Here is a 25,846-nt window from a genome sequence, read left to right as displayed (position 1 = left end):
GAACATGACCGACAAGCAAACCGTACCGCAACAGGCCGGCGACCTGGTCGAAGTGGAAAACTTCGCGCCACAGCCCTCGCTGCTCGACAGCATCATTTCGCAAAGCCGCGTGGCCCGCTCCGACACCGAGCGCAACCGCACCCGCGACCTGATTGGCGAACTGGTGAACCAGGTGCTCGAGGGTGAGATGACCCCGAGCAAGGACCTGATCGCCGTGCTCGATTCGCGTATCGCCGAAATCGACGCGATGCTCTCCGAGCAGATGAACGAGATCATGCACGCCCGCGAGTTCCAGCAGTTGGAAGCCTCCTGGCGCGGCCTGAAATACCAGGTAGACCAGACCGAGACCAGCACCACGCTGAAGATCCATCTGCTCAATGCCTCGAAGAAAGACCTGGTACGCGACCTGAAGGCCGCCAGCGAATTCGACCAGAGCGCGCTGTTCAAGAAGGTCTACGAAGAAGAGTACGGTACCTTCGGTGGTGCACCTTTCGGCATGTTGATCGGTGACTACGAGTTCAACCGCAACCCCGAAGACATGTACCTGCTCGAAGAGATCTCGCACGTCGCCGCGGCGGCGCACGCCCCGTTCATTTCGGCCGCCTCGTCCGAGCTGTTCGGCTGGGACTCGTTCACCGAGATGTCCGGCCCGCGTGACCTGGCGAAGATCTTCGACACTGTGGAATATGCCAAGTGGAAGTCGTTCCGCGCCTCGGAAGACTCGCGCTACGTCGGCCTCACCCTGCCCCACGTGCTCGGTCGCCTGCCGTATGGCCCGGATACCACCCCGGTGGAAGAATTCAACTTCGTCGAAAGCGTCGATGGCCGCGACCACAACAAGTACCTGTGGATGAACGCCGCCTACGCCCTCGGCACCCGCGTCACCGATGCCTTCGCCCGCTACGGCTGGTGCGTGGCCATCCGCGGCGTGGAAGGTGGCGGCCTGGTCGAAGGCCTGCCGACCCATACCTTCAAGACCGACGACGGCGAAATCGCCCTCAAGTGCCCGACCGAAATCGCCATCACCGACCGCCGCGAAAAAGAGCTGTCGGACCTGGGCTTCATCCCCCTGGTGCACTGCAAGGGCACCGACTATGCCGCGTTCTTCGGCACCCAGTCGGCGCAGAAACAGAAGCAGTACAACACCGACATCGCCAACGCCAACGCACGCCTGTCGGCCCAGCTGCAATACATCTTCGCCACTTCGCGCATCGCCCACTACATGAAGGCGATCATGCGCGACAAGATCGGCAGCTTTGCCTCGCGCATGGATGTCGAGCGCTTCCTCAACCAGTGGCTGGCCAGCTACGTGCTGCTCGACGACACCGCCAGCCAGGAGGCCAAGGCCAAGTTCCCGCTGCGCGAAGCCCGCGCCGAGGTGTTCGAAGTGCCCGGTAAGCCAGGCGTGTACAAGGCCGTGACCTACCTGCGCCCGCACTACCAGCTGGATGAACTGACCGCCTCGCTGCGGCTGGTTGCCGAGCTGCCACAGGGCGCGCGCGGCTGACAGGCCGTTGTGTACAGGGATGACACATGAGTAACCAGGCCCGCCTGCTGCCCTCGCTGCTCGACCGACTGCTGGACGACCGTCCCTACCAGTCGGCCGAGCCCGCAGCGCAGCGCACCTGCTCGCTGGCCGAGTACAAGGCAAGCATCGTCCGCGACCTCGAAGTGCTGGTGAACACCCGCCAGTCCCTGGTCGCCGAAGAGCTCGACGGCTTCAGCCAGCTCGGTGGTTCCATCCTTGAATACGGCATGCCGGACTTCATCAGCCGCAGCGTGCTCGACCCGCACGATCGTCGCCTGATCCAGCAACAGCTGGAGCGGGCGATCAGCACCGGAGACCGGCGCTTTCGCCGGGTCCGTGTTCAGCTGTTGGCCCAGCAGAACGGCCACCGCATGTTGACCTTCCGCGTGGACGCCGTGTTGCGTCTGCAGGACATCAGCCGCCAGGTGTCATTCGACGCCGTGCTGCAGGTCAACACCCAGGAATACAAAGTGCAGAACCTCAACTGATGCTCGACGAACTGCTGCCCTACTACGAACAGGAACTGTCGCACCTGCGCTTTCTCGGCCAGGAGTTTGCCGCGCAGTACCCGAAGATCGCTTCGCGGTTGCTGATCGAGGGCGACAACTGCGAAGACCCGCACACCGAGCGCCTGATCGAGGCGTTCTCGTTCCTGTCTGCGCGGGTGCACAAGAAGCTCGATGACGAGTTTCCGGAAATCGTCGAATCCTTCCTCGAGGTGCTGTACCCCCACTACCTGCGCCCTACTCCGTCGATGTCGATTGTCGAACTGAGCCTGGGCAGGCACGAGAAGGTCACCGAAGCCTACCGAGTGGCGCGCCATACCGAGATGCATGCCAATCCCGTGGAAGGCGTGGTGTGCAAGTTCCGCACCTGCTTCCCGGTAGAGCTGTGGCCGATTGCCGTGCAGCAGGCCTCGTTCACAGAAATGGAACGCTCGGCATTCAACGGGCACAGCGCCGACCTGGTCGCTCGTCTGCGCATCCGCCTGGCAGCCACTGGCGATGCCCTGTTCGGGCAGATGGACATGAACCGCCTGCGGTTCTTCCTCGACGGCGAAGCGACCCTGATGCTGCAGCTGTACGAACTGCTGTTCAACAACCTGGCCAAGGCCACGCTAAGCTTCGATGACCAGGGCCGCAGCCGCGAAGTGGCGCTGCCGGCCGACGCCCTGAAAGCCGTGGGCTACGCCCGTGACGAAGGCCTGGTGGATTACTCCGAACGCTCATTCCTGGGCTACCGCCTGCTGCACGAGTATTTCACCTTCCCCGACAAGTTCATGTTCTTCGACCTCAGTGGATTTGCCCGCATCCTGCAGGGCAAGGCCATCGAGCAGGTAGAGCTCAACTTCTATTTCTCCGACTACGACCTCAGCGAGCGCCTGGCGCGGCTGACCCAGAACATCGGGCGCAACAACTTCAAGCTCAACTGCACGCCGATCATCAACCTGTTCCGCCAGCAGGCCGAGCCGATCAAGCTGACCCACACCCAGCACGAATACCAGGTCACCCCTGACACACGGCTGCACAACGCGGCAGAAGTGGTATCGATCGACCGGGTACGGCGGGTGCGCAAACTCGGCGGCATCGACCAGGTCGCCACCTGCCAGCCGTTTTTCGAACCACGGGGCGAGCAAGACCCACACAGCAGTTTCTGGGTCGCGCGCCGGCGAAACCAGGGTGACGCCACTGCCATGAGCATCCGCGTGGTCGACCGCGATCTGGAGCTGATTGATGCCAGCAGCGACACCCTGAGCATCGGCCTTACCTGCAGCAACCGCGACGTGCCACTGATGCTGCCGTTCGGTGGCGAACGGGGCGATTTCACCATTCCCGCCAACTCGGTGATCAAGGATATCCGCTGCCTGCGCAAGCCCACCGCCACGGTGCGTGTGCCCTTGGGCAAGGGCCTGATCTGGCGGTTGATCGCCCACTTGTCGCTGAACCATCTGTCCCTGGTGAGCCAAGGCCGCGAAGTGCTGCTGGAGCTGCTGTCGCTGTACAACTACCGCAATGTCTCCGCCATTCGCAAACAGATCAACGGCATCAAGGCGATCAGCAGCGAACCGGTGGTCGCGCGCATCGGCCACCCGCGGCCTAATTTCGTGCGCGGCGTCGGCATCACCCTGACCCTGGATGAAAGCCAGTTCATCGGCAGTGGCGTATTTCTATTCGGCAAGGTGCTGGACCACTTCTTCGGCCAGTACTGCTCGATGAACAGCTTCACCCAACTGACCCTGCGCACCCAACAACGAGAAAAGAGAGTCGTACAATGGCCAGCACGCACCGGCGATCAGCCCCTGGTCTGATCGATCAGGCCCGAGCCGAGCCGCACCGATTCGAATTCTTCCAATTGGTGCGCCTGCTCCGCCTGCATTACAGCCGCACCGGGCGCATGGACCTGGCGACCCGGCCGCACGAAGACCCGCTGCGTTTTCGTACCCAGCTGTCGCTGGCGTTCCCGGCCAGCGAGGTCAGCGACCTGCACTTCGAGCGCGAAGGCAAGGTGTCGCCAACCGGCTTGCCGCTGTCGGAAGTGCAGGTCACCTTCATGGGCCTGGTCGGGCCGTCGGGCGTGCTGCCGCGCCCATACACCGAACTGCTGCTCGAGCGCCACGTGCAGTATCGCGACGATGCCGCCCATGCGTTTCTCGACATCTTCTCGCACCGCATGACCACGCTGTTCTACGAGGCCTGGCAAAAATACAAATTCCACATCGAGCACGAGCGCAATGGCACCTCGGGCTTCGATGGCTACCTGCTCAACCTGGTCGGCCTCGGACCGCGCGCCCAACAGCTGAAGTTTGAAGAACAGCCGTCAGCATTGCGCCGTGAGCTGTTCAGCTACTTTGCCGGCCTGCTCAGCCAGAAGCCGCGCAACGCGTTGAACCTTGAGCGAATGCTCGGCTTCTATTTCTCGCTGCCGATCCACGTCAGGCAATTCGCCGGGCGCTGGTTGCAGCTGCCGCCTGAACAGCGCACCCAGCTTGGGCGGCACAACGCCCAGCTTGGCCACAGCGCTGTTGCTGGCAAGCGGATCTGGGACTACCAATCGTGCATCCGCATCGAGCTGGGCCCACTGAACCTGGCCGATTACCAGCGCTTTCAGCCTGGTACCGAGTGCTATCGCAAGCTGGTCGAGCTGGTGCGCTTCTATATAGGTGCCGGCCTGGACTTCGAAATCGCCCCGCGCCTCAAGCGCGAGGCGGTGCCACGTGCCCAACTGGGCCGTAGCGGCAATGTCGCCCTGGGCTGGCTGGGTTGGCTCAAACGCCCTGGTCGCGACGCGGAGCCTTCGCGTTGCGCCGTCTTCCACATTCCTTACGATGGGGTCGCCTTGTGAACCTGAAGTCTCTGTTCGCCAAGCTCAACGAAACCAGCCGCATGGCCACCGAAAGCGCGGCGGCCCTGTGCCTGTCGGAGCACCACTACGACGTGGAAGTGGAGCACCTGCTGCTGCAACTGCTCGACAACAACGACAGCGACCTGGCGCCGATCCTGCGCCACTACGAGGTCGTCGCCGAACGCCTGCAGGCGCAGCTGGTCACCGCCCTGGGCACCTTCAAGAAAGGTAATACCCGCACCCCGGCGCTGTCGCCGCACATCACCCGCATGATCGAGCAAGCCTGGTTACTGGCCTCGATCGAGTACGGCGTAGGCCAGGTGCGCAGCGCCCACCTGCTGCAGGCGCTGCTTGACGATGCTGAACTGCGTCGCGTGGTGATCGCCTCGGCGCCGGAGCTGGAAAAAATCAACGCCGATGACCTGCGCCTGAACCTTGCCGCGCTGGTGGAAGGTAGCGCCGAGTCCAGGCAGGCCAGCCCACTGGCCAGCCCAGCGGCGCCAGTGAGCACGTCGGGCAAGGCCAGCGGCAAGACCCCGGCGCTGGACCAGTACACGGTCAACCTTACCCAAAGCGCTCGCGAGGGCCGTATCGACCCGGTACTGGGCCGTGAGTTCGAAGTACGGCAGATGGTCGACATCCTCACCCGCCGCCGGCAGAACAACCCGATCCTCACGGGCGAAGCCGGGGTCGGCAAAACCGCCGTGGTCGAAGGCCTGGCGCTGCGCATTGCCCAGGGTGACGTGCCAGCGGTGCTCAAGGACGTTGCCCTGCACACCCTCGACCTGGGCCTGTTACAGGCCGGCGCCGGGGTCAAGGGCGAGTTCGAGAACCGCCTCAAGGCTGTGATCGAAGAGGTCAAGCGCAGCCTGCACCCGATCATTCTGTTCATCGACGAAGCCCACACCTTGATCGGCTCCGGCGGCCAGGCCGGGCAGAACGACGCCGCCAACCTGCTCAAACCGGCCCTGGCCCGTGGCGAGTTGCGCACCATCGCTGCCACTACCTGGGCCGAATACAAGAAGTACTTCGAGAAGGACGCCGCCCTCGCCCGCCGCTTCCAGGTGGTCAAAGTGGAAGAGCCCGACGAAGACAAAGCCATTCACATGCTGCGCGGCCTGCTTGGCAAGATGCGCGAGCACCACAAGGTGGCGGTGATGGACGAAGCGCTGGTGCAGGCGGTACGCCTGTCCAACCGCTACATCACCGGCCGCCAGCTGCCCGACAAGGCGGTCAGCGTGCTCGACACGGCCTGCGCGCGCATTGCCCTGGCGCAATCTTCGCTGCCCGGGGCACTGGAAGACTGCCGCCGGCAGATCGACAACCTGCAGGCGGAAATCGGCGTGCTCGGCCACGAAGCCGGCAAGGGGCACGACCATGCCCGCCGCCTGGAAGCGCTGCAGGCTGCCCTGCAGGCCGAGCAACAGCAAGAACAGCAGCTCAATGCCCAGTGGCAGCAGGAGCTGGAGCTGGTCGAACAGCTCAAGGCGCTGGACGCCGCCAACGATGCCGACGCCCAGCAGCTCAATGCCCTGCGTGCCGAGCTGGCTCGCGTGCAAGGCGACCAGCCACTGGTCCACGCGCTGGTCGACAGCGGCGCCATCGCCCAGGTCATCAGCGGCTGGACCGGCATCCCGCTGGGCAAGATGCTGCGTGACGAAATCGATACCGTGCAGCGCCTGCCGGCCCTGCTTGGTGAACGCGTGCTGGGCCAGGACCACGCCCTGCATGAGATCGGCAAGCGCATCAAGATTTCCCGAGCGCGCATGGAAGACCCGAACAAACCGATTGGCGTGTTCCTGCTGCTCGGCCCCAGCGGCGTCGGCAAGACCGAAACCGCCCTGGCCCTGGCCGACACCTTGTACGGCGGCGAGCGCAACCTGATCACCATCAACATGTCCGAGTACCAGGAAGCCCACACCGTGTCGAGCCTCAAGGGCTCGCCACCCGGCTATGTCGGCTACGGCGAAGGCGGCGTACTGACCGAGGCGGTGCGCCGCAAGCCGTACAGCGTGGTGTTGCTCGACGAGGTGGAAAAAGCCCACCCCGACGTGCTCGAACTGTTCTTCCAGGTGTTCGACAAGGGCGTGCTGGACGATGGCGAGGGCCGCGAGATCAATTTCCGCAACACGGTGATCATCCTCACCTCCAACACCGGCACCGAGCGCATCATGCAGACCTGCCTGAACGCCACCGAGCTGCCGACGCCCGAGGCGATCGTCGAGGACCTGCGCGACCAGCTCAACCACGTGTTCAAGCCGGCCTTCCTCGGTCGCCTGAGCATCGTGCCGTTCTACCCGGTGCAGGACCAGATTCTCGAGCGCATCGTCGCCCTCAAGCTCGAACGCATCGCCAAGCGCTTCGCCCGCAACCACCAGGCCGAGCTCAGCTATGACCAGGCACTGGTCAAGGCCATCGCCGCGCGCTGCACCGAGGTCGACAGCGGCGCACGCAACATCGACAACATCCTGTCCCAGACCCTGATGCCCGAACTCGCCCAGCGCGTGCTCGAGCGTATGGCCCAGGACGCGCCGATCCAGCACCTTGCGATCGAGCTGGGCAGCGATGGCGATTTCGCCTATCGCCTGGCCTGACCAGTACCCGGAGGTTTTGCCGTCATGCAACACAAGCACATCGCCCTCAAACGCCTGACCGCAGTCGCCTTGCTGGTGGCGCTGGCCGGCTGCGGGGTCACCGACCGTATCGGCAAGCGCATGGAAGACAGCTGGGCGGCCGACATGCTGGCCGACAGCGAAAAGGTCATCCTGACCTCCGACGGCGGCAACCAGCTCAACCCTGACGCCGAGGGCAGGCCGCTGTCGGTGGTGATGCGCGTGTACCAGCTGACCGACCTCGAGCGCTTCGCGGCTACCGATGCCGAGACCCTGTGGGACGCCCCGCAAAAAGCCCTGGGCAACACCCTGGTGGAAACCCGCGAGATTACCCTGCTGCCTGGCATCGGCCAGATCGACCAGTGGCCGCTGGCCAAGAGCGCGCGCTACGTCGGCGTGGCGGCGTTCTTCCGCGATGAGCATGACGCGCGTTGGAAAGTCGCCTTCGACGCCAACTCGCTGCGCAAGGACGGTATCTGGTTCTCCTCCGACGGCCTGCGGGTGCTGGTGGACAACACCGAAATCAGCGCCATGCGGGGCGTGGATGTACTCAACAAACCTCCGACCGCCGACCAGCTTGCAGCTGCGCAGAAGGCCAAGGATGCCGACACGCCCCTCACCGACAAGATGCAGGACGCGGTCGTCGACAAAGCCACCGACGCCGCCAGCCAGTCGGCCAGCAACGCCATGGATTCAACCTTCAATTCTTTAGTGGATAGCGTCAAATGAGCAAGCAGAGCCGGGTGATGTGGTCGGAAGGCATGTTCCTGCTGCCCCAACACTTCCAGTATCAGGACGAATTCCATCAGCACCAGTTGGCTGAGGCGACCCTGCGCAGCACCCCTTTCCATTGGGGAGTTCAGGCGCTGCAGGTGGACGAGGACGCCCTGGCCACTGGTTCACTGCAGCTCAAGCGCCTGAAGCTGGTGTTCCCCGATGGCAGCCTCTACGACGCGCCGCAGCACGATCCGCTGCCGGCCGCGCGCGACCTCAAGGACCTGCTCAAGGCCAACGACCTGAAGGTGTATGCTGCGCTCAAGCTGCCCGAGCCATTCGGCCGCAACTACGTCGAGGATGGCCACGAACACAAGGCTGCTCGGCGCTTTCGCAAGCAGTTCGACACCCTGCCCGACCTTAATGAAGGCGAGCTGGAGAACGAAATCACCAGCTTGCGCTTGAACGTCGTACTGCTGGTCGACGGTGACAGCCTCGACGGTTACAGCCACTGCCCCCTGGCGAAGCTGACACGCAACAGCATGGGCGGTTTCAACCTTGACCCGCATTTCGTCCACCCCACCCTGCACCTGGGCAGCCACGAGACCATTGCCGGCATTGGCAAGCGCCTGCTCGGCGCCCTGCAGGCCAAGAGCAAGGCGCTTTCCGGCCGGCGCCGCGAGCGCGCCGACCAGATCGCCGAGTTCGGCTCCAGCGATGTCACCCTGTTCTGGCTGCTGAACACGGTCAACCGTGCCCACCCGCAACTGGCTCATCTACTGGCCCACCCGCGCCTGCATCCGGAACGCCTGTACCTGTTCCTGGCCGACCTGGCCGGTGGCCTGCTGACCTTCACCCTGGACACCCAACTCAGCGACCTCCCCGAATACGACCACCACGACCCGGCCGCGTCGCTGGTCAAGCTCGACGAGATGATCCGGGTGATGCTCGACAACGTCGTGCCCAACCAGTGCATCGTCATCAACCTTACCCAGACCAAGCCATCGCACTGGCAAGGCCAACTGCATGACCCGCGCCTGGCCGAGGCCGACTTCTATATCGCCGTGCACGCCGACATGCCTGGCGCCAGCCTGCTGGAGCTGGTGCCCCGTGCGTTCAAGGTCGGTTCGCCGGAAGACATTGAAGTGGTGGTCAACAGCGCCATGCCGGGTGTCACCCTCAATCACGCCGCGCGGCTGCCGAACGCGATTCCGGTGCGCCTGGACAACCAGTACTTCGCCATCGAGCCGCACGGCACTGTGTATGAACGAATGATCAGCGCCCAGGCCATCTGCTTCTATGCGCCCAGCGCCTTTACCAACCTCAAGCTTGAACTGATGGCGGTGCTCAAATGACCGAAGCCGTACTGCAACAGGGCGCCGTCCCGGCCGCCAGCGACAAACCGACGCTCAAGGACCTGGTCCAGGACTTCATCAGCATGGCGTTGATCGTACGTCGCGGTCGCCAGGTCACTTCGGTGCAGGCCTTCGAAGGTAGCGTCGAACGTTTCTTCGCCAACCTGGAACGTGATGCCCGTGCCGCCAACTATAGCGTCGAGCAGGTCAAGGACACCCAATACGCGTTGTGCGCCTTCCTCGACGAAAGCGTACTGCGCTCGGACGACAACGCGCTGCGTCGGCACTTTGAACTGCAGCCGCTGCAGTTCCGCTATTTCGGCGTGCACCTGGCCGGCGAAGGCTTCTTCGAAAAGGTCGACGCGTTGCGCGCCGACGTCAAGCAGAACATTGACGTACTCGAGGTCTACCACCTGTGCCTGGCACTGGGCTTCGAGGGCAAGTTCAGCCTCGGCCAGAAAGACCAGTTGCGGTACCTGGCCAATACCCTGGGCCAGGATATTGCCCGCTACCGCAAGGCGCCCAAGGCCCTGTCACCGGACTGGGCACTGCCCGACCAGGTGTCGCAGATGCTGCGCCATGAAGTACCGCTGTGGGTGTATCTGGCGCTGATCGCGTTGGTCTGCGTCGCCGTGTACCTGACGCTGGACTGGTTGCTGGACAAGGACGTCGCCGCCCTGTCCGAACAAATCCGCCAGCTGTTCAGTGCCTGAGCACATACCAGGTAGCCGAGTCAGGAAGACATGAAAACATTACTGCGTCTGTTGAAAAGTTTCTGGGTGCTGCTGCCATTGCTGTGGCTGGCTAGCCTGTTGATTTGCTGGCTGGCCGCGCCGCTGGTGCCGTGGCTGCGTCATCACGTGCCTGAAGCGCTGGCGATCATCAGTGCCTGCTTCCTGCTGGTAATCGTGCTGCGTCAATACCAGCGCATTCGCGCCGAACACAACCTGGAGAACCTGCTGCAGATCGAGGTCGACCGCTCGTGGAATGCCACTGGCGAGTTCCGTGACCAGCAGGTGCTGCGTGAGCGCCTGAAGCACGCCATCGCCATGCTGCGCACCGACCGCTCCGCGGGTGGCGGCGGCAAGGCGGCCCTGTCCGACCTGCCCTGGTACCTGGTGGTCGGCATGTCGGCGGCCGGCAAGACCTCGCTGCTGACCCATTCCGGCCTGTCGGCCAGCATCGCTACCGCCAACGACAGTGAAAGCGGCACCCAGCACTGCGACTGGTACTTCAGCCCCGACGCCGTGATGATCGACACCGCCGGGCGCTACCTGCGCGACGACCAGTCGGCCAGCGAATTCTCGGCCTTTCTGCGCATGCTGCGTAAGCAGCGTGGCAAAGCGGCGATCAATGGCCTGGTCCTGGTGGTCAGCCTGCCCGAACTGCTGGCGGCCAACAGCGACGAGCGCAATGCCCTGGCGGCCCAGCTGGTGGCACGGGTGGAAGAATACGCCGAATGCCTCGATGCCAACCCCCCGGTTTACCTGATGCTGAGCAAGACCGACCAGTTGCCGGGCTTTAGCCAGGCGTTCGACGGCCTCGACCTGCACGATCGCCAACAGCCGCTGGGCATGACCTTTGGGCTTTCGGAAATCCGCACCAACGGCCTGCACGCCGTGCTGCAGACACGCCTGAAGAAGCTGCAGGCTCATATTCGCCAGCACGTCGACGCGCAGATGATCGCCCTAGGTGCCGAAGCCGACAGCACCTTGCTGAATTTCCCGCAGTACTTCGCCGCCCTCAGCGGTGTGCTCGAGCAATTCCTCGACCACTTCACCCGCGGCCATCGCGGCGGTGCCCCGCTGCTGCTACGTGGCCTGTACTTCACCAGTGCACTGCAGACCGGGCAGCAGCTGGGGCAGGTCTATGAAGATGTCGTCGCCGACGAATTCGCCCTGCAGGCCGCCTACGATGAGCAGGCCGGTCACGTCGACAAGCCCCTGGGCAACCGCAGCTACTTCATCACCGACACCTTCCGCCAGGTGATCTTCCCCGACCGCGACCTGATCCTTTACCAGTCGCGCCTGGGCCGCCAGGCTGCGTTCAGCCCGCTGCTACTGGGCCTGGCCGCCGCCACCGGGTTGCTGTTCATCGGTTGGCAAGCGCTGTCGTTCGCCAATAACCGCCAGTGGCTGGACAACCTGCGCGGGCAGCTGGCGCACATCGAGCAGGCAGCAGACCGCGAGCAGCAGCTGGCCGCAGGCAAGGGCCTGGAAGTGCTGCGTGAACAGATGGCCAACGTCGAGGCCCATCGCCTGCAGGGTGTACCCCTGCAGCTGGGTGGCGGCCTGTACCAGGGCGAGGCGATTCACCAGGTGACCCGCAGCGCCTATCTGGCGCAGCTGCGCAGCCAGGCGCTGGAACCGATCGCACGCAACCTGCAAGTGCAGATGCGGGCGTTCAACACCTTCGCCAACGGTATCAATCAGGAGCTGGAATTCACCCCGGCCCCGCAGCCGAAAAAGCGCAATGGCAAGCCGCTTGCCCCTGCCATTGCGGCCAGGGCCCAGGCCGCGCTGGGCAACACCCGCGCTGGCGCCTATGCCGCCAAGGTCAACCTGGCCACTGCCAGCGATGGCGCCGAGCTGTCCGCCGCCACCGGTGGGCTGTCACTGTCCGAAGAAATGCTCGGGCGCCTGGACGAGCAGCAGGTGGCCTCGATCATCGAGGCCTACAACACCCTCAAGCTGTACCTGTTGCTGACCGAGCCCAAGGCCCATCCAGACCCGGCCTTCGTCGCTGCCAGCCTGCCCCAGGCCTGGGCCAGCGCCGCCGCCGAAGGCACCCCGGCCGACGCTGGCGTGATCGCGGAAAATGCCCCGCTGTACGTGCAGTTGCTGGAGCAGGGCCAAGCGCCGTCGTTGCCGCGCAACGAACAGCTGATCAACGAAACCCGGCAGAACCTCAAGTCGTTCATGATCTCCAGCTCGCTGGTCGACCGCGAGTACCTGCGCCTGCAGCTCGAGTCGAGCCGACAGTTCCCGGCGCTGAACCTCAACGACCTGGTCCCGCAACCGGGCCGCGCGCTGCTGTATGGAACCGCTGGCGTGCCGGCGATCTACACCCGCCAGGGCTGGGACACCTTCGTCAAGCCCGAGCTGATCAAGCTGGTGTCGGGCAACCTGCGCAACGAGTCGGACTGGGTGCTGGACGGCGAAGGCGGCGATGCCATCGTGCAGAAGGCCAACTTCGTACGCGAGTTCATGACCCGCTACAAGCGCGACTACACCCAGGCCTGGTACAAGATGGTCAGCAGCGTTGGCGTGCGCCACTTCGCCGACCTGGCTTCGGCGACCCGGCAATTGGGGCTGCTGAGCGACGTGCAGAACTCGCCAGTGAAGAACCTGCTGCAGGCGGTCAACGACAATACCCAGTGGGACCTGCCGCTCAAGCAAGCCATCCCGGCCCCCGGCACCACCCGCGACGATGGTTTCTGGAGCAAGGTCACCGGTCTGTTCGACGCTAACGACACCCTACCCGCCAACGTTGCCCCGGCCCTGCCGGCGGTGGACGACGGTAGCCTGGCCAAGCGCTTCGAGCCGGTGGCGCGAGTGTTCGCCGAGAACAACGCCGAAGGCGCCGACAGCACCATCATGGACCGCTACCTGGCCGCCTTGCGCAAACTCAAGGTGCGCCTGAACAACATCCAGCGCTCGCAGGATGTGGGCAAGAGCAGCAAACAGTTGATCAGCGAGACCCTGGAAGGCCAGCCGAGCGAGATCACCACCGTGCGCAACTACGTGGAGAGCAGCGTCGACACCAGCCAGGATGGCCTGTCACGCTCGCTGCAGGGGCTGTTCAGCCTGCCCATCCAGTATGCCTGGGCGACCCTGCGCGACCCGGCCGGCCAGCAGATCGCCAAGGCCTGGGCGCAGCAGATCGCCAAGCCCTGGGAGCAGGTCATGGCACACCGTTACCCGATTGCCGGCAGCAGCCGCAACGAGGCTTCGGTGAAAGACCTGCAGCGCTTCGTGGATCCCGACAGCGGCCTGCTGCCGGCCTTCAAGCGCAACGAAATCGGCAATCTGGCCGGCGGTGAAGGATTGGGCGTGGGCGATAGCAAGGGGCCGGCACTGGTCAACCCTGGCATGCTCAACAGCATCGACAAGGCCAGCTCCGTGGGCCAGGTGATCGCCAGCCTGTCGGACCGTGACAACGGCTTCGAAATCATGCTGGAGCCTTCAGCCAACTTCACCGACATCGTCTTCACCCTCGATGGCCAGGAGCAGCACTACCGCAACGGCCGCAGCAGTTGGAACCGCTTCGCCTGGCCGGGCACCAGCAACGCGCCGGGCGCGCGCCTTGACGTCGTCACCCTGAGCGGCACACGGGTCACCGTGTTCGACTTCCCGGGGCGCTGGGGCCTGCTGCGCATGAACGAGAGCGCTCGCGTCGACGACCTGGACGGCATTCAGCAACGTTTCAGCTGGAACACCGCCAATGGCCGCGTAAGCCTTATCGTGCGCAATTTCGGCGGGGTCAAGCTGACCGATCTGGCTGACGTCAAGGCCCTGAGCGCCCTCAACAGCAGGGGGGCGCAATGATCGGTTGCTTCGGCAAGCTACCGTCGAGCGCAGATTTCGTCAGCCTTCATGGGGCGGCGGAAGAAGTCTGCGAGTTCGACGCCTGGTTGCAGTCATCGCTGGCAGCCATGCGCTACCGCGATGACTGGCAAGCGTTGTTCGACGCGCTGCCGATGTGTTTTTTCACCTACCGCGCACGCAACGGCAACTGGCTACTGGGTGGCCTGCTCAGCTCGCGCGATGCCAGCCAGCGGCGCTACCCGTTCTTCATCTTCCAGCTGCTCAAGCTCGAAGACAGCAGTGTACTGGTCAACCCGTTCACGCTTGGCGAGCTGTTCAGCGCACAGATCAAACCAATGCTGCACCAGGCTGTGCAAGGCGCCGACTGCACCAGCCTGTTCGAACGGATCAAGGCCTTGCGCCCGCTGCAGGGCCAGGATCTGGACCTGTTCCGCCGGGTGCACGCCAAGTTCCTGCATGATTTCAGCTTCGCGGATGTGGCCCGCGCACTGCACGGGTCCTGGCCAGGTTTCGACAGCGCCACTGCCCTCGCCCACCTGCAGCTCGGCCGTGCTTCGCTGCAGGGCGACTTTGCAGGCGGCATCGAATTGCCGTTGCCGGCCGAACGTGGCCTTAAAAACCCCACGGCCGATCTCTGGCTGACCTGGCTGAGCCGCATGAGCGGGCACCGAGAGTTGCCGGCGGTGAGCCTGTTGGCCGACGACTTCATGCACCCGCAGCTGTACTGCTTCCCGGCGCGCCACGCCAACTGTGCCTACCGCCTGCTCAGTGGCTGTGCCGACCCGCGCCAGCACCTGGAGTTGCTCAGCCCACTGACGATGGTGCCTCGGCTGCACGATTACGACCGCCCCCTTGAACATGTCATCGACCAGTTCGTCGATGCACTGGATGCGACGCCTGTATGAACAAGCTCAAGTACTACTGCCTGCGCTACCAACCCTACCTGCTGGGCGTGGCGTTCTTCCTGGCGATCTTCCTGGTCTGGGCCATCGGCCGAGCCTTCGGCTTCGCCTCGCTGCACAGCCTGCTGGCCGGCATCGGCGTGTTTCTGCTGCTGTCGGCGGGCTATGTACTGCTGCTGTACCGCGGAGTGGGTCAGCACCACAACCTTGAAGGCCTGCTGCGCGACGACGCCGACCAGGCCGTACTCAGTGCAGCCCCAGCCGACCGGGAAGAGATCAGCCTGTTGCGCGAGCGCCTGCTACAGGGCATCGAGCGGCTGCACAGCAACAAGCCGCGCGGTACCTCGACCAAGGATGCACTGTATGCCCTGCCCTGGTACCTGGTCATTGGCCAGCCGGCCGCCGGCAAGAGCACGATGATCCTGCAGTCAGGCCTGAACTTCCCCTATGCCGAGCGCGAAGGCGCGCGGGTCGCGGGCCTGGGCGGCACGCGCAACTGCGACTGGTTCTTCAGCTCTGAGGCGGTACTGCTGGACACTGCCGGACGCTACATGAACAGCCCCGAAGAAGCCGGCAAGTGGCGCGGCTTTTTGCAACTGCTGCGCCAGCACCGCCAGCGCCGCCCGCTCAACGGTTTGATCGTCAGCGTCAGCATCGCCGATATCCTGCATGGCCCGGTCGAAGAGCAGGAACGCGTGGCCAAGCGCCTGCGCGAACGCATTCAGGAAAGCTGCGCGCTGCTAGAAGTGCGCCTGCCAATCTACCTGGTTTTCACCAAGTGCGACCTGATCCCTGGTTTCACCGCGTTCTATCGCCAGCTGGACGATGCCGCGCGTGGTGAAGTGATGGGTAAAACCTTCTCTCACAAGGGTTTCGAGCAAGCCGACTGGGGCCAGCGCTTCGGCAATGCGATGGACGAGCTGACCTGTTACTGGGGGCAGATGGCGAGCCAGCAGCTGGTGCAGCAGGACATACAAGTCACTCGGCAGAACAACGCAGCCTACCGCTTCCCGCTCGAGCTGGCCGCGCTCAAGCCGCGCCTGCATCAGTTCGTCGACAGCCTGCTGCGCGCCAACCCTTACCAGAATGCCGAAATGCTGCGCGGCTTCTATTTCACCGCAGCGTTGCAGGCCGACGAAACTCAGTGGGGCTGCCACGGCCAGCATGTGGCCGAACGCTTCGCGCTTGAACACGCAGAAGGCACGGGCACTGCCGGCAGCCAGGCGGCGCCGCTGTTCATCAACAGCCTGTTCCGCAAAGTGATCATTCCCGACCAGCATTTGGTGGCGCTGTACACCAGCAACCACCGTGAACGCCGACGCAAGGCCGGTTGGGTGGGCGCCGCCGGCCTGGCGGCACTGGTGCTGTGCAGCCTGTGGGGCTGGTCGTACCTGAACAACCGCGCCACCCTGGCCAGCATTGCCAGCGAACTGGCCCAGGCCAAGGCCGACGACCAGGCGGCCAGCGGCCAGTACACCGCCTGGCGAAGCCTCGACCGCTTGCGCTTCTGGGCTGCTCACTACCATGAGCAACACCACGCAAAGGGCGTGCCCCTCAGCATGCGCCTGGGCCTGTACCAGGGCCATGGGGTCGAGCCGCTGCTGCGCGACCGCTACTTCGCCACCTTGCAGAATGTGATGCTAAAGCCCACGGCCGATAATCTGACCCGCACCCTGTACCTGCTGACCACGCTCAAGGTCTACCAGCGCAACACCCGTGAGCTGCAGCCAGTGAGCGGCATTGACAGCGTAGAGGCCGAGGCGCTGCCCCATGACAACCGCGCCCAGTCGATCGCCAATTTCGGAAAGGCGGCCCTGGACACTTACGTGATGCTTTCTCCGGGCCAGCGCGAGCATGCCGACCCGGCGTTTCTCAAGGCGCACCTGCCGGACTACTGGTACCCGGCCATCGCCCGTCATACCGGCAAGAGCATGGCCGCCGCCGGCAGCGAGGCCGGCGGTAACCAGGACTACCTGTATGCCAGCCGCCAGATCACGTTCTATAGCGACCAGATCCGTGAGCCAGATGTACCGCGCATCCTCGACAACGCCTTCCTGATGTCCAGTTCGCGCAACTACATCGACAGCCTGCGGGCCCAGTCACTGCGTGCGATCGAGACCATCACGCTGGAATCCGACACCTTGTTCGCCTTCGGCCGCGCCGACTTCCAGAGCCTGAAAAACGAAGGCCAGAGTCAGCTGAGCGCAATTGCCAGCAAGCTGCTGAACACCCCGAATATCGGCAAGATCATCATCTCGGGGCACGCCGACCAACTGGGTGACAGGCAGGGCAACCTGCAGGTTTCGAAACAACGGGCACAAACCATCCGCACCTATCTGGTTGGCAAGGGCGTACCTGCCGAACTGATGGTCGCGCAGGGCGAAGGCAGCCGCAAACCGTTGGTCAACTGCGACATGCAACAACCGCGAACGCAGTTGATCAAGTGCCTGGAGCCCAACCGCCGGGTGGAAATCGAAGTGCGTGGGCTTAACTGAGCCACGCCGCAATAACCGGTCGCCGGGGCCTCACAGGATGAGGCCCGGGCGGCGGCAAGCTACCTCTGCCGGCGCGCCCGGCGAGGTCAAAACCAAGGGGCGCATGAGCAACCCTTTACATGTTGTTAATGGAGAGTTTCACAATGGCATTTGACGCGTATATCCAAATCGACGGCATCCCAGGCGAAGTACTGGATGAAAAACACAAGGACTGGATCGAAGTGCTGGGCTACGAGTACGGCGCCACCCAGGCTACGTCGGCAACCGCCAGCTCCTCGGGCGGTGCGTCCTCCGAGCGCGTTGCCCTGAGCGACTTCAAGATCCGCAAGGCAGTCGACAAGGCATCGGCCAAACTGTTCGAACACTGCTGCACCGGCAAGCACATTGCCAAGCTGAAGCTGAACGTGAACCGCGCCGGTGGCGACAAGGTCACCTACCTGACCATCGACATGGAAGAAGTGGTGGTCTCTTCGGTCAAGTTTGTTGCCGGTGGCAACCAGAATGGTGAAGACAAGGCGGTCAGCGACCTGCCGGTTGAAGAAATCAGCTTCAACTTTGCCCGCATCAAGACCACCTACACCCAGCAGAACCGCACCGACGGCCAGGCCGGCGGCAACATCGTCGGTGGCTGGGACCGCACCGCGAACAAAGTGTTTGCCTAAGCACGTGCCAGACCATGGGCCGCTTCGGCGGCCTGTGTTCCGCAGCTCGCCGGGTTTTCCGGCGCGCTGTTCATTAGCCATGTCCAGAGTGTTCTATGCCTGAAATTCTCAATGACCTCTCGCTGGCCACACTGGTCGCCCCTATCGAGGGTGGCAGTGGCGAAGACTTGAGCTTCTCTGCCTTGTTCGACCAGATCAAGGAGGCACGCCGGGCGGACCCTGACTACCTGACCCAGGGCGACTGGCAAACCGACCTGAAGACTGCCGACTGGGAGCAGGTGATCAACCTGTCGGCTCAAGGGCTTGCGCAGCAAAGCAAAGACCTGATGCTGGTGGCCTGGCTCTGCGAGGGGCTGGCCCAGCGTGAACACTTCGAAGGCATCACCTTTGGCCTCGAACTGACCGAAAAGCTCCTGGTTGCGTTCTGGGAAACGCTGTACCCCACCCTCGAAGACGGCCTGGACGAGCGCGCGGCGCGACTGTCCTGGTTGAAGACCACGCTCACCGACATTGCCGGTGGCTTGCCCATTATCCAGGGGCAGAATTTTGGCGTGTTGCGCTATGACGAATCACGCCATGTAGAAAACCTCGCCTTGCAAAACCCCAAGGCGATGCAGACAGCGCTGAACGAAGGCAAGATCAACGCCGAGATCTTCCAGCGTTCGGTAGCGCTTACCGATACCGATTACCTGCGCGCCAAGGCCCAGCAGATCGCTACCAGCCTGAATGCATGCAAACGCCTGCAGGCCAGCGCCGACCGCCTGTTCGGCCACGAGGCGCCCAGCTTTGCCAGCCTTGCCGACATGCTTTCGCGTGCCAGCCAGCTGGCGGAAAAACTGCTCAAGGACCGCGGCGTAGAGCTACACCCCGCCATCCCGGAGGAAGCACAGCCACAGGCCACGGGCGCCAACCTCCACGAAGCAGGTGAACCGATGAATGCCACGCCCCCGACGACCGCGCCTGCAGCCCTGCGCACAACCCCGCTGACCCGCGACGAGGCATTCACCATGCTTGCGGGCATCGCCCAGTACTTCAAACAGAGCGAACCGCAAAGCCCGGTACCCTACCTGATCGAACGTGCGATCAAGTGGGGCAACATGCCGTTGGAAGGCTGGTTGAGTGACGTGATCAAGGACAACAACGTGGTGGACAACATCCGCGATGTGCTGGGCACCCGCTAGGGTCTGCAATAAAAGCCTTGAGACGAACGTCAGGTAAGGCGAAGACAGCCGGCTCCCTGCCCCCCCACCGGCTCCATCGGGCAGGTCCCTTGACTGTTGCCCACGCAAGGGCGCTGCAATTGCTGTTAACTTGAGCGCCCTGCTCAGCTTCAGACAAGGACTGCTTCATGCCACCAAGCCCAACCACCCCAAGCGGTTTCATCCGCGTCCGTGGCGCCCGCGAGCACAACCTGAAGAACATTGATGTCGATATCCCCCGCGATGCCTTGGTGGTGTTCACCGGCGTGTCCGGCTCGGGCAAGTCCTCGTTGGCGTTCTCCACGCTGTATGCCGAAGCCCAGCGCCGCTATTTCGAATCGGTGGCGCCCTATGCCCGGCGCCTGATCGACCAGGTTGGCGTGCCGGATGTCGATGCCATCGATGGCTTGCCGCCGGCGGTGGCCCTGCAGCAGCAACGCGGCACGCCGAGTGCACGCTCCTCGGTGGGTAGCGTGACCACCTTGTCCAGTTCGATCCGCATGCTTTACTCCCGCGCAGGCCATTACCCGGCCGGGCAAGCGATGCTGTACGCCGAAGACTTTTCTCCGAACACGCCCCAGGGCGCTTGCCCGCAATGCCATGGCCTGGGGCGTGTCTACGAGGTGACCGAAGCGACCATGGTCCCCGACCCTTCGCTGACCATCCGTGAGCGTGCGGTAGCAGCGTGGCCAATGGCCTGGCAAGGGCAAAACCTGCGCGACATCCTGGTCACGCTGGGCTATGACGTCGATATCCCTTGGCGCGACCTGCCCCAGGCACAGCGCGACTGGATCCTGTTCACTGAAGAGACGCCCACCGCCCCCGTGTATGCCGGCCTGACCCCGGCGCAGACCCGCGAAGCCCTCAAGCGCAAACTGGAGCCCAGCTATCAAGGCACGTTCATGGGTGCCCGACGTTACGTGCTGCATACCTTCATGCACTCGCAGAGCGCGCAGATGCGCAAGCGTGTGGCCCAGTACATGCGCCCCAGCCCTTGCCCGCTGTGCCAAGGCAAACGCCTGAAGCGCGAAGCGCTGGCCGTGACCTTCGCCGGGCTGGACATCGCCGAACTGTCGCACCTGTCGTTGCAGGCGCTGGCCGAGGTGTTCCGCAAGGTGGCGGCAGCTGACTACCTGACCCAGCAGCAGGACGAACTGACACTGGAAAAACGCCTGGCGGCCCAACGCATCGCCAACGAGCTGCTCGAACGCATTGACACGCTGCTTGACCTCGGCCTTGGTTACCTGGCCCTGGAGCGCAGCACCCCAACCTTGTCTTCCGGTGAACTGCAACGCCTGCGCCTGGCCACGCAGCTGAATTCGCAGCTGTTCGGGGTGGTCTACGTGCTCGACGAGCCGTCGGCCGGCTTGCACCCGGCTGACAGTGAAGCGCTGTTCGAAGCCTTGCAGCGCCTGAAACAGGCTGGCAACTCGGTGTATGTGGTGGAGCATGACCTGGACACCATGCACCGCGCCGACTGGCTGGTGGATGTAGGGCCAGCTGCCGGCGAGCACGGTGGCACCATCCTCTACAGCGGGCCGCCTGCCGGCCTGGCCGAGGTGCAACAGTCATGCACCCGCACCTACCTGTTCAATGCCCCGGTACAGGCCACACGCGCCCCCCGCCAGGCCCGCGACTGGCTGAAGCTTGAAGGCATCACCCGCAATAACCTCGATAACCTGAGCGCCGCATTTCCGCTGGGCTGCTTTACCGCCGTTACCGGTATTTCCGGCTCGGGTAAATCCAGCCTGGTCAGCCAGGCCCTGCTGGAACTGGTAGGGGCACACCTGGGCCATGCCGAGCAACGTAGCGAGCCCGAAGCGCAAAGCCTGGAAGATGAACCTGAACAGACCAGCAGCGGCCACGTAAGCGCCGGGCTTGGCAGCATCAAGCGGCTGGTGCAAGTTGACCAGAAGCCGATCGGCCGCACGCCGCGCTCCAACCTGGCCACCTACACTGGCCTGTTCGACCACGTGCGCAAACTGTTCGCGGCTACCGAGCAGGCCAAGGCACAGGGCTTCGACGCCGGGCGCTTTTCGTTCAACGTTGCCAAGGGCCGGTGCGCCAACTGCGAGGGTGAGGGTTTCGTCAGCGTCGAGCTGCTGTTCATGCCCAGCGTGTATGCGCCCTGCCCGACCTGCCAGGGTGCCCGCTACAACCCCGAAACCCTGGCGGTGAGCTGGCAAGGCATGAACATCGCGCAAGTGCTGCAGTTGACCGTCGACCAGGCCCTGCAGGTTTTTGCCGAACAACCGCCTGCACGCCGTTGCCTGCAAGTGCTACAGGATATCGGCCTGGGCTACTTGCGTCTGGGCCAGCCAGCCACCGAGCTGTCCGGTGGCGAAGCGCAGCGCATCAAGCTGGCGACCGAACTGCAGCGCATGGCCCGCGGGGCAACCCTGTATGTGCTGGATGAACCCACCAACGGCTTGCACCCGCAGGACATCGACCGGCTGCTGGTACAGCTGAACCGCCTGGTAGAAAGCGGGCATAGCGTGGTGGTGGTCGAGCATGACATGCGAGTGGTGGCGCAGAGCGACTGGGTGATCGATATCGGGCCGGGGGCTGGCGATGCCGGGGGCAAGGTGGTGGTCAGTGGCACGCCGCAGGTGGTGGCGGCATGTACCAACAGCCGCACGGCGGCGTTTCTGGCCAAGGCCTTGTGACCCCTGCGCATTGCCAGGTTGCTGGGCCGCCGGCTAGCGCGCATTGACTCAACGGAAATTGCTGTCGTTGCCAATGGCCTACATCCACCAGGCCAGCACCACCGGCAACCAGGCAAACGACAGCACCGTAGAACACATCACCAGGTTCGCCACCTGCTCTGGCTCACGGTTGGCCCGCACCGCCATCAGGTAGTTGAACACGGCCACCGGCATCGCCGACTGCACCACCAGCACCGCACGCTCCAGGCTGTCCATATCCAATACCGCGCCCACTGCCCAGCCCACCGCAGCGCCCAGGCCAATGCGCAAACCGCCCAGCAACATGCCGCTGCCCACGTGACGCAGGCGAATGCTGGCCAGTGATACCCCCAAGGTCAGCAGCATGAGCGGGATGGTCATGCCGCCCAGCAGGTCTACGGTGTTGGCCAGCCAACGCGGCAGTTCGAAATCGAGAAAGATGATGGGCATGGCACCGGCCAGGCTGATGACGATAGGGTTGCGCAGCAGCGCCTTGAGCGAAGCCGCCGTGCCGGAAATGGCCATGCCGATGGTGAACTGCACGATGGACAGGGTCAGGAAAAACGCCACAGCCAGGGCCAGGCCATGCTCACCGAAGGCATACAGACTGATCGGCAGGCCCATGTTGCCTGTATTAGGGAACATGAACGCCGGTAGCAGTACCCGCCAGTGCATGCCCGACGCGCGACACACCAGCAAAGCGGCCAAGGCCATCCCCAAGGTGCACAGCAAGCAGGCCACGGCCATGCTGGTAAAGGCATTCGGGTTCAGCTCGGTACGACTGAGGGTGGACAGCACCAGCGAAGGTGTGCCGACGGTCATCACCACCCGGGCGATGAAATCGGTGGGGTAATCCAGGCCCTTGCGGGCCCAGGCAAAGCCAATTCCGGCGACGATGAAAACCGGAGCCAGGACTGCGAACAGCGACGCGAACATGGAGGCCTTCCTTGGTGGGGGGGTCAGCATTATGCAGCACTCTGCAAGATTGCCGTGCCGATCTCACCGCACGCAGGAGCAGCCATCTGAAATGTCTGTGGAAGACATGTTCATGTCGCGCTGAGACTGCGGCGTCTCGTCGCACACCCATACCCCTTGGCAAAAGCGTCCAAGCCCGTAGAATCCCGCTTCCTTTTCGCCCGTCGCCTTGAACGGTGGCAACCAGCAGCAATGACAGAGTCAGCGCCTGAACACATGAACGCACATGTGAAGTAGGCTCAACCCTCCCCGCCCGGCCCATCTCCCATAACGCCCAGCGGTTGAGTCTTGCCCAGGTCGCATCCGTGTCACCACTCGCCCCTTGCCGGGTCGAGCCGGTGTGCGCGCCGAGAAGGTGCTCATTCCGCTCATCCAACTAGAGGTACGTATGTCTCCGCGTTTGCTGGCCATGGCGCTGGCGCCCCTGCTCGGGCTGTTCATCATCGCCCTGGGCAACGGCTTCATGTCTTCCCTGACCACCCTGCGCCTGGGCGCCGCCGGTGAGTCTGCCACCACCATCGGTATCGTCTCGTCGACCTACTTCATCGGCCTGACCCTCGGTGCCATCTTCAACGACCGGCTGATCCTGCGCATTGGCCACATCCGCGCCTATACCAGCTTCGCCTCGCTGATTGCCGTCACCATCCTGCTGCAAGGGTTGTTCTACGAGGTCACCTGGTGGTCGGTGCTGCGCCTGATCAATGGCTGGGCGGCAGTCGGCGTGTTTCTGGTGATCGAGAGCTGGCTGCTGCTGGCCGGTGACGCAAAGATTCGTGGCCGCCTGCTGGCGCTGTACATGATCGCCTTCTACGGCGCCGGGGTAATCGCCCAGGCCGGCCTTGGCGAAATCACCCAGCTAGGCGATACCGCCCCGTTCATGCTGGCCGGCGTGCTGGCCGCCCTGTCGGTGCTACCGATCGTGATCCTGCCGCGGGTGTCGCCGCTGCTGGACCAGGTCGAACCCCTCAAGCCCCGCCAGTTACTGGGCGTGGCACCGTCGGGCCTGGTCGGCTGCTTCGGCTCGGGCGTGGCGATTGCCGGCATCTATGCGCTGCTGCCACTGTACTTGCAGCGCATCGGCCTGGAGGTGGGTGAAGTTGGCAACATGATGGCCTGGGTCATCCTCGGCGCGATGCTGCTGCAATACCCGGTCGGGCGCTGGTCCGACCGCAAGGACCGCCTCGATGTGCTGCTCGCGCTTGCCGCGTTGTGCGTTGTCCTGTCGCTTGTAACGGTGTTCCTGCCATCGGACTCGTTCCTGCTGCCGGCCATGCTGTTCCTGTTGGGTGGCGGCGTGTTCACGCTGTACCCGGTGGCGGTCAGCCATGCGGCCGACCGCGCGCCTTCCGATGCGCTGGTACCGATGATTCAGGGCCTGCTACTGATCAACTCGCTGGGTTCGGCCATGGCCCCGGTGGCCATTTCACCGATGATGACCGAGTTTGGTGAGGCCGGGTTGTTCTGGGCGTTTGCCGTGGTCAACCTGACCATGGTGTGCTTCTTCATGTGGCGCCGTGGCAAACGCCCGGCAGCAGAGCACCCTGCCCCGTTCACCGCGTCGACCACCTTCTCGCCAACTGGCGCCGAGCTGCGGGTGACCGAAGACCTGATGCATGCAGCGCAGGAGCATCCGCCGCTGGAGCCAGTCGAAACCCCGGCGCCCGCACAGCACTCAGCATCCTGATGATTGCAGGGGCCGCACTGCGGCCCAATCGCGGTACCAGGCCGTTCCCACAGAAGATTACATTTCCTTCTGCGGGCGGCCTTGGGTGTGACAGGGATATACAGCCCCCAGAAATTGCCACTCGTCGCCCAGAAGGCACCCCGCCAGCTGCCGCCAGCCAAACGAATGACTGATCATCCGCAAAGGAGAAGTCCCATGATCCGCATTCGCCCGCTATCCCTGTGCCTGGCGCTCGCCCTGAGCAGCCTCACCGGCACTGCCTTCGCCGCCACCGACACCCATACCGACAGCCATCCGCAAACCGACCACTCTGGCGGCAAGACCGTCGGTGAAGGCAGCAGCGTCAACAGCCCCGGCAGCGGCAAAGGTAACGACAGCAGTGACACAGGCAGCAACACCGATGCCGCCGACGGTGCCGCTGGCGGCTCCAACAATACCGGCGAAGGCACTGGCTCTGGTGCCGGTGCCAGCGGCGGCACTGCCGAGGACCAGGACAGCCGCTGAAGCCGACCTGGACTAAACTGAGCCCTGACGCCCTGACCAGGATTGACCATGCACCTCAGACACTGGCTGTTCGCTGCTTTGCTGCCGTGCACTGCTTTAGCTGGCGCAGGCAACCAAGGCGCGATGTCGATCAGTTCCTCGTCATTCACCGATGGCGGCGTCATCGCCCTGCAACAGGTCGGCCAAGACCCGGCATGCGGCGCCGGCGAAGAGCGGACCCCGCAACTGAGCTGGGACAACTTGCCCGCAGGTACGCGGTCGCTGGCCCTGATCATGTTCGACCCGGACGGTGGCAAGGGCGTTGGTGTGGTGCACTGGATCGCCTACAACATCGACCCCGAACAGGATGGGCTCAAGGCAGGCACGGCAGGGCTGAGCGGGCCATCCGTGACAGTGGGCCGCAACTCCCGCGGTACCCTCAGCTACCGAGGCCCCTGCCCACCCGCCGGCGACAACCCTCATCATTACGCACTGACCCTGATTGCCACCGACCTGCCTTTGGGTACCTTGCCTGAGGGGCTGGATCGCAGCGGCCTGCTACAACTGCTGCAAGGCCACGCGCTTGGGGCTCAAAGCCTGGTCGGGCGATACGGCCATTGAACCAGTCAGTACAAAAACAAATGATCAGCCCCATAGCATTTAT

General features: G+C 63.8%; 18 protein-coding genes. 17 read left to right on the top strand and 1 reads right to left on the bottom strand.

Annotation, left to right across the window (positions count from 1 at the left end):
- Positions 1 to 4: 4 nt before the first annotated feature.
- The 14 genes from tssC (at position 5) to ACF8EA_RS01055 (ending at position 22,022) form a co-directional block, all read left to right on the top strand.
- A complete protein-coding gene (gene tssC, locus ACF8EA_RS01120; RefSeq protein ID WP_103462541.1) occupies positions 5 to 1,507 on the top strand; it encodes a type VI secretion system contractile sheath large subunit in 1,503 nt (500 codons plus the stop codon).
- Between the two features lie 26 nt (positions 1,508 to 1,533).
- On the top strand, positions 1,534 to 2,016 hold the full coding sequence (gene tssE / locus ACF8EA_RS01115) for a type VI secretion system baseplate subunit TssE (RefSeq protein WP_003248355.1): 483 nt from the start codon (positions 1,534 to 1,536) through the stop codon (positions 2,014 to 2,016).
- Positions 2,016 to 3,836 carry a type VI secretion system baseplate subunit TssF gene (tssF, locus tag ACF8EA_RS01110; RefSeq protein ID WP_103444323.1) on the top strand — a complete coding sequence of 607 codons (1,821 nt, stop codon included), beginning with the start codon at positions 2,016 to 2,018 and terminating at the stop codon, positions 3,834 to 3,836. Before tssE ends, tssF begins: the two co-directional genes overlap by 1 nt.
- Positions 3,800 to 4,870, top strand: coding sequence for a type VI secretion system baseplate subunit TssG (gene tssG / locus ACF8EA_RS01105; protein ID WP_392520975.1), 1,071 nt, complete (start codon positions 3,800 to 3,802; stop codon positions 4,868 to 4,870). The genes tssF and tssG overlap by 37 nt, the downstream gene beginning before the upstream one ends.
- The gene (gene tssH / locus ACF8EA_RS01100; protein WP_103444322.1) at positions 4,867 to 7,464 is read left to right on the top strand and encodes a type VI secretion system ATPase TssH; all 2,598 of its coding nucleotides are present in this window, start codon (positions 4,867 to 4,869) and stop codon (positions 7,462 to 7,464) included. The genes tssG and tssH overlap by 4 nt, the downstream gene beginning before the upstream one ends.
- Before the next feature lie 24 nt (positions 7,465 to 7,488).
- The gene (tssJ, locus tag ACF8EA_RS01095; protein ID WP_275967355.1) at positions 7,489 to 8,211 is read left to right on the top strand and encodes a type VI secretion system lipoprotein TssJ; all 723 of its coding nucleotides are present in this window, start codon (positions 7,489 to 7,491) and stop codon (positions 8,209 to 8,211) included.
- Positions 8,208 to 9,551, top strand: a complete 1,344-nt coding sequence (tssK, locus tag ACF8EA_RS01090; protein WP_021785681.1) for a type VI secretion system baseplate subunit TssK — start codon at positions 8,208 to 8,210, stop codon at positions 9,549 to 9,551. The genes tssJ and tssK overlap by 4 nt, the downstream gene beginning before the upstream one ends.
- Positions 9,548 to 10,264 (top strand): type IVB secretion system protein IcmH/DotU, encoded by a 717-nt coding sequence (gene icmH, locus ACF8EA_RS01085; RefSeq protein WP_004576640.1) that lies wholly within the window; start codon positions 9,548 to 9,550, stop codon positions 10,262 to 10,264. The genes tssK and icmH overlap by 4 nt, the downstream gene beginning before the upstream one ends.
- A gap of 30 nt (positions 10,265 to 10,294) precedes the next feature.
- Positions 10,295 to 14,098, top strand: coding sequence for a type VI secretion protein IcmF/TssM N-terminal domain-containing protein (locus ACF8EA_RS01080; protein WP_392520974.1), 3,804 nt, complete (start codon positions 10,295 to 10,297; stop codon positions 14,096 to 14,098).
- Entirely contained in the window at positions 14,095 to 15,003 is a 909-nt protein-coding gene (tagF, locus tag ACF8EA_RS01075) for a type VI secretion system-associated protein TagF (protein ID WP_103469040.1), read from the top strand. The genes ACF8EA_RS01080 and tagF overlap by 4 nt, the downstream gene beginning before the upstream one ends.
- Complete coding sequence (gene tssM / locus ACF8EA_RS01070; protein WP_392520973.1) at positions 15,000 to 17,495, top strand: type VI secretion system membrane subunit TssM; 2,496 nt, start codon at positions 15,000 to 15,002, stop codon at positions 17,493 to 17,495. The genes tagF and tssM overlap by 4 nt, the downstream gene beginning before the upstream one ends.
- A 143-nt stretch (positions 17,496 to 17,638) precedes the next feature.
- The gene (locus ACF8EA_RS01065; protein ID WP_012052417.1) at positions 17,639 to 18,157 is read left to right on the top strand and encodes a type VI secretion system tube protein Hcp; all 519 of its coding nucleotides are present in this window, start codon (positions 17,639 to 17,641) and stop codon (positions 18,155 to 18,157) included.
- Between the two features lie 95 nt (positions 18,158 to 18,252).
- Positions 18,253 to 19,338: a type VI secretion system protein TssA gene (gene tssA / locus ACF8EA_RS01060; protein WP_392520972.1), complete on the top strand. Its 1,086-nt coding sequence runs from the start codon at positions 18,253 to 18,255 to the stop codon at positions 19,336 to 19,338.
- Positions 19,339 to 19,505: 167 nt separating this feature from the next.
- Positions 19,506 to 22,022 carry an excinuclease ABC subunit A gene (locus ACF8EA_RS01055; protein ID WP_392520971.1) on the top strand — a complete coding sequence of 839 codons (2,517 nt, stop codon included), beginning with the start codon at positions 19,506 to 19,508 and terminating at the stop codon, positions 22,020 to 22,022.
- Positions 22,023 to 22,100: 78 nt separating this feature from the next.
- Here ACF8EA_RS01055 and ACF8EA_RS01050 read toward each other — a convergent pair whose 3' ends face one another.
- Complete coding sequence (locus tag ACF8EA_RS01050; RefSeq protein WP_021785675.1) at positions 22,101 to 22,976, bottom strand: AEC family transporter; 876 nt, start codon at positions 22,974 to 22,976, stop codon at positions 22,101 to 22,103.
- Between the two features lie 427 nt (positions 22,977 to 23,403).
- Here ACF8EA_RS01050 and ACF8EA_RS01045 point away from each other — a divergent pair, with 427 nt between their 5' ends.
- The 3 genes from ACF8EA_RS01045 (at position 23,404) to ACF8EA_RS01035 (ending at position 25,803) form a co-directional block, all read left to right on the top strand.
- On the top strand, positions 23,404 to 24,699 hold the full coding sequence (locus tag ACF8EA_RS01045) for an MFS transporter (protein ID WP_021785674.1): 1,296 nt from the start codon (positions 23,404 to 23,406) through the stop codon (positions 24,697 to 24,699).
- A gap of 195 nt (positions 24,700 to 24,894) precedes the next feature.
- Positions 24,895 to 25,203: a hypothetical protein gene (locus ACF8EA_RS01040; protein WP_021785673.1), complete on the top strand. Its 309-nt coding sequence runs from the start codon at positions 24,895 to 24,897 to the stop codon at positions 25,201 to 25,203.
- A 48-nt stretch (positions 25,204 to 25,251) separates the two neighbouring features.
- Positions 25,252 to 25,803 (top strand): YbhB/YbcL family Raf kinase inhibitor-like protein, encoded by a 552-nt coding sequence (locus tag ACF8EA_RS01035; protein ID WP_274148938.1) that lies wholly within the window; start codon positions 25,252 to 25,254, stop codon positions 25,801 to 25,803.
- The last annotated feature ends 43 nt before the right edge of the window (positions 25,804 to 25,846 follow it).

This window comes from Pseudomonas sp. YQ_5 (genome assembly GCF_043103305.1).
Lineage (GTDB): Bacteria > Pseudomonadota > Gammaproteobacteria > Pseudomonadales > Pseudomonadaceae > Aquipseudomonas > Aquipseudomonas putida_Y.
Note: the sequence above shows the minus strand (reverse complement) of the source record. Positions and strands in the feature narration are given on the sequence as shown.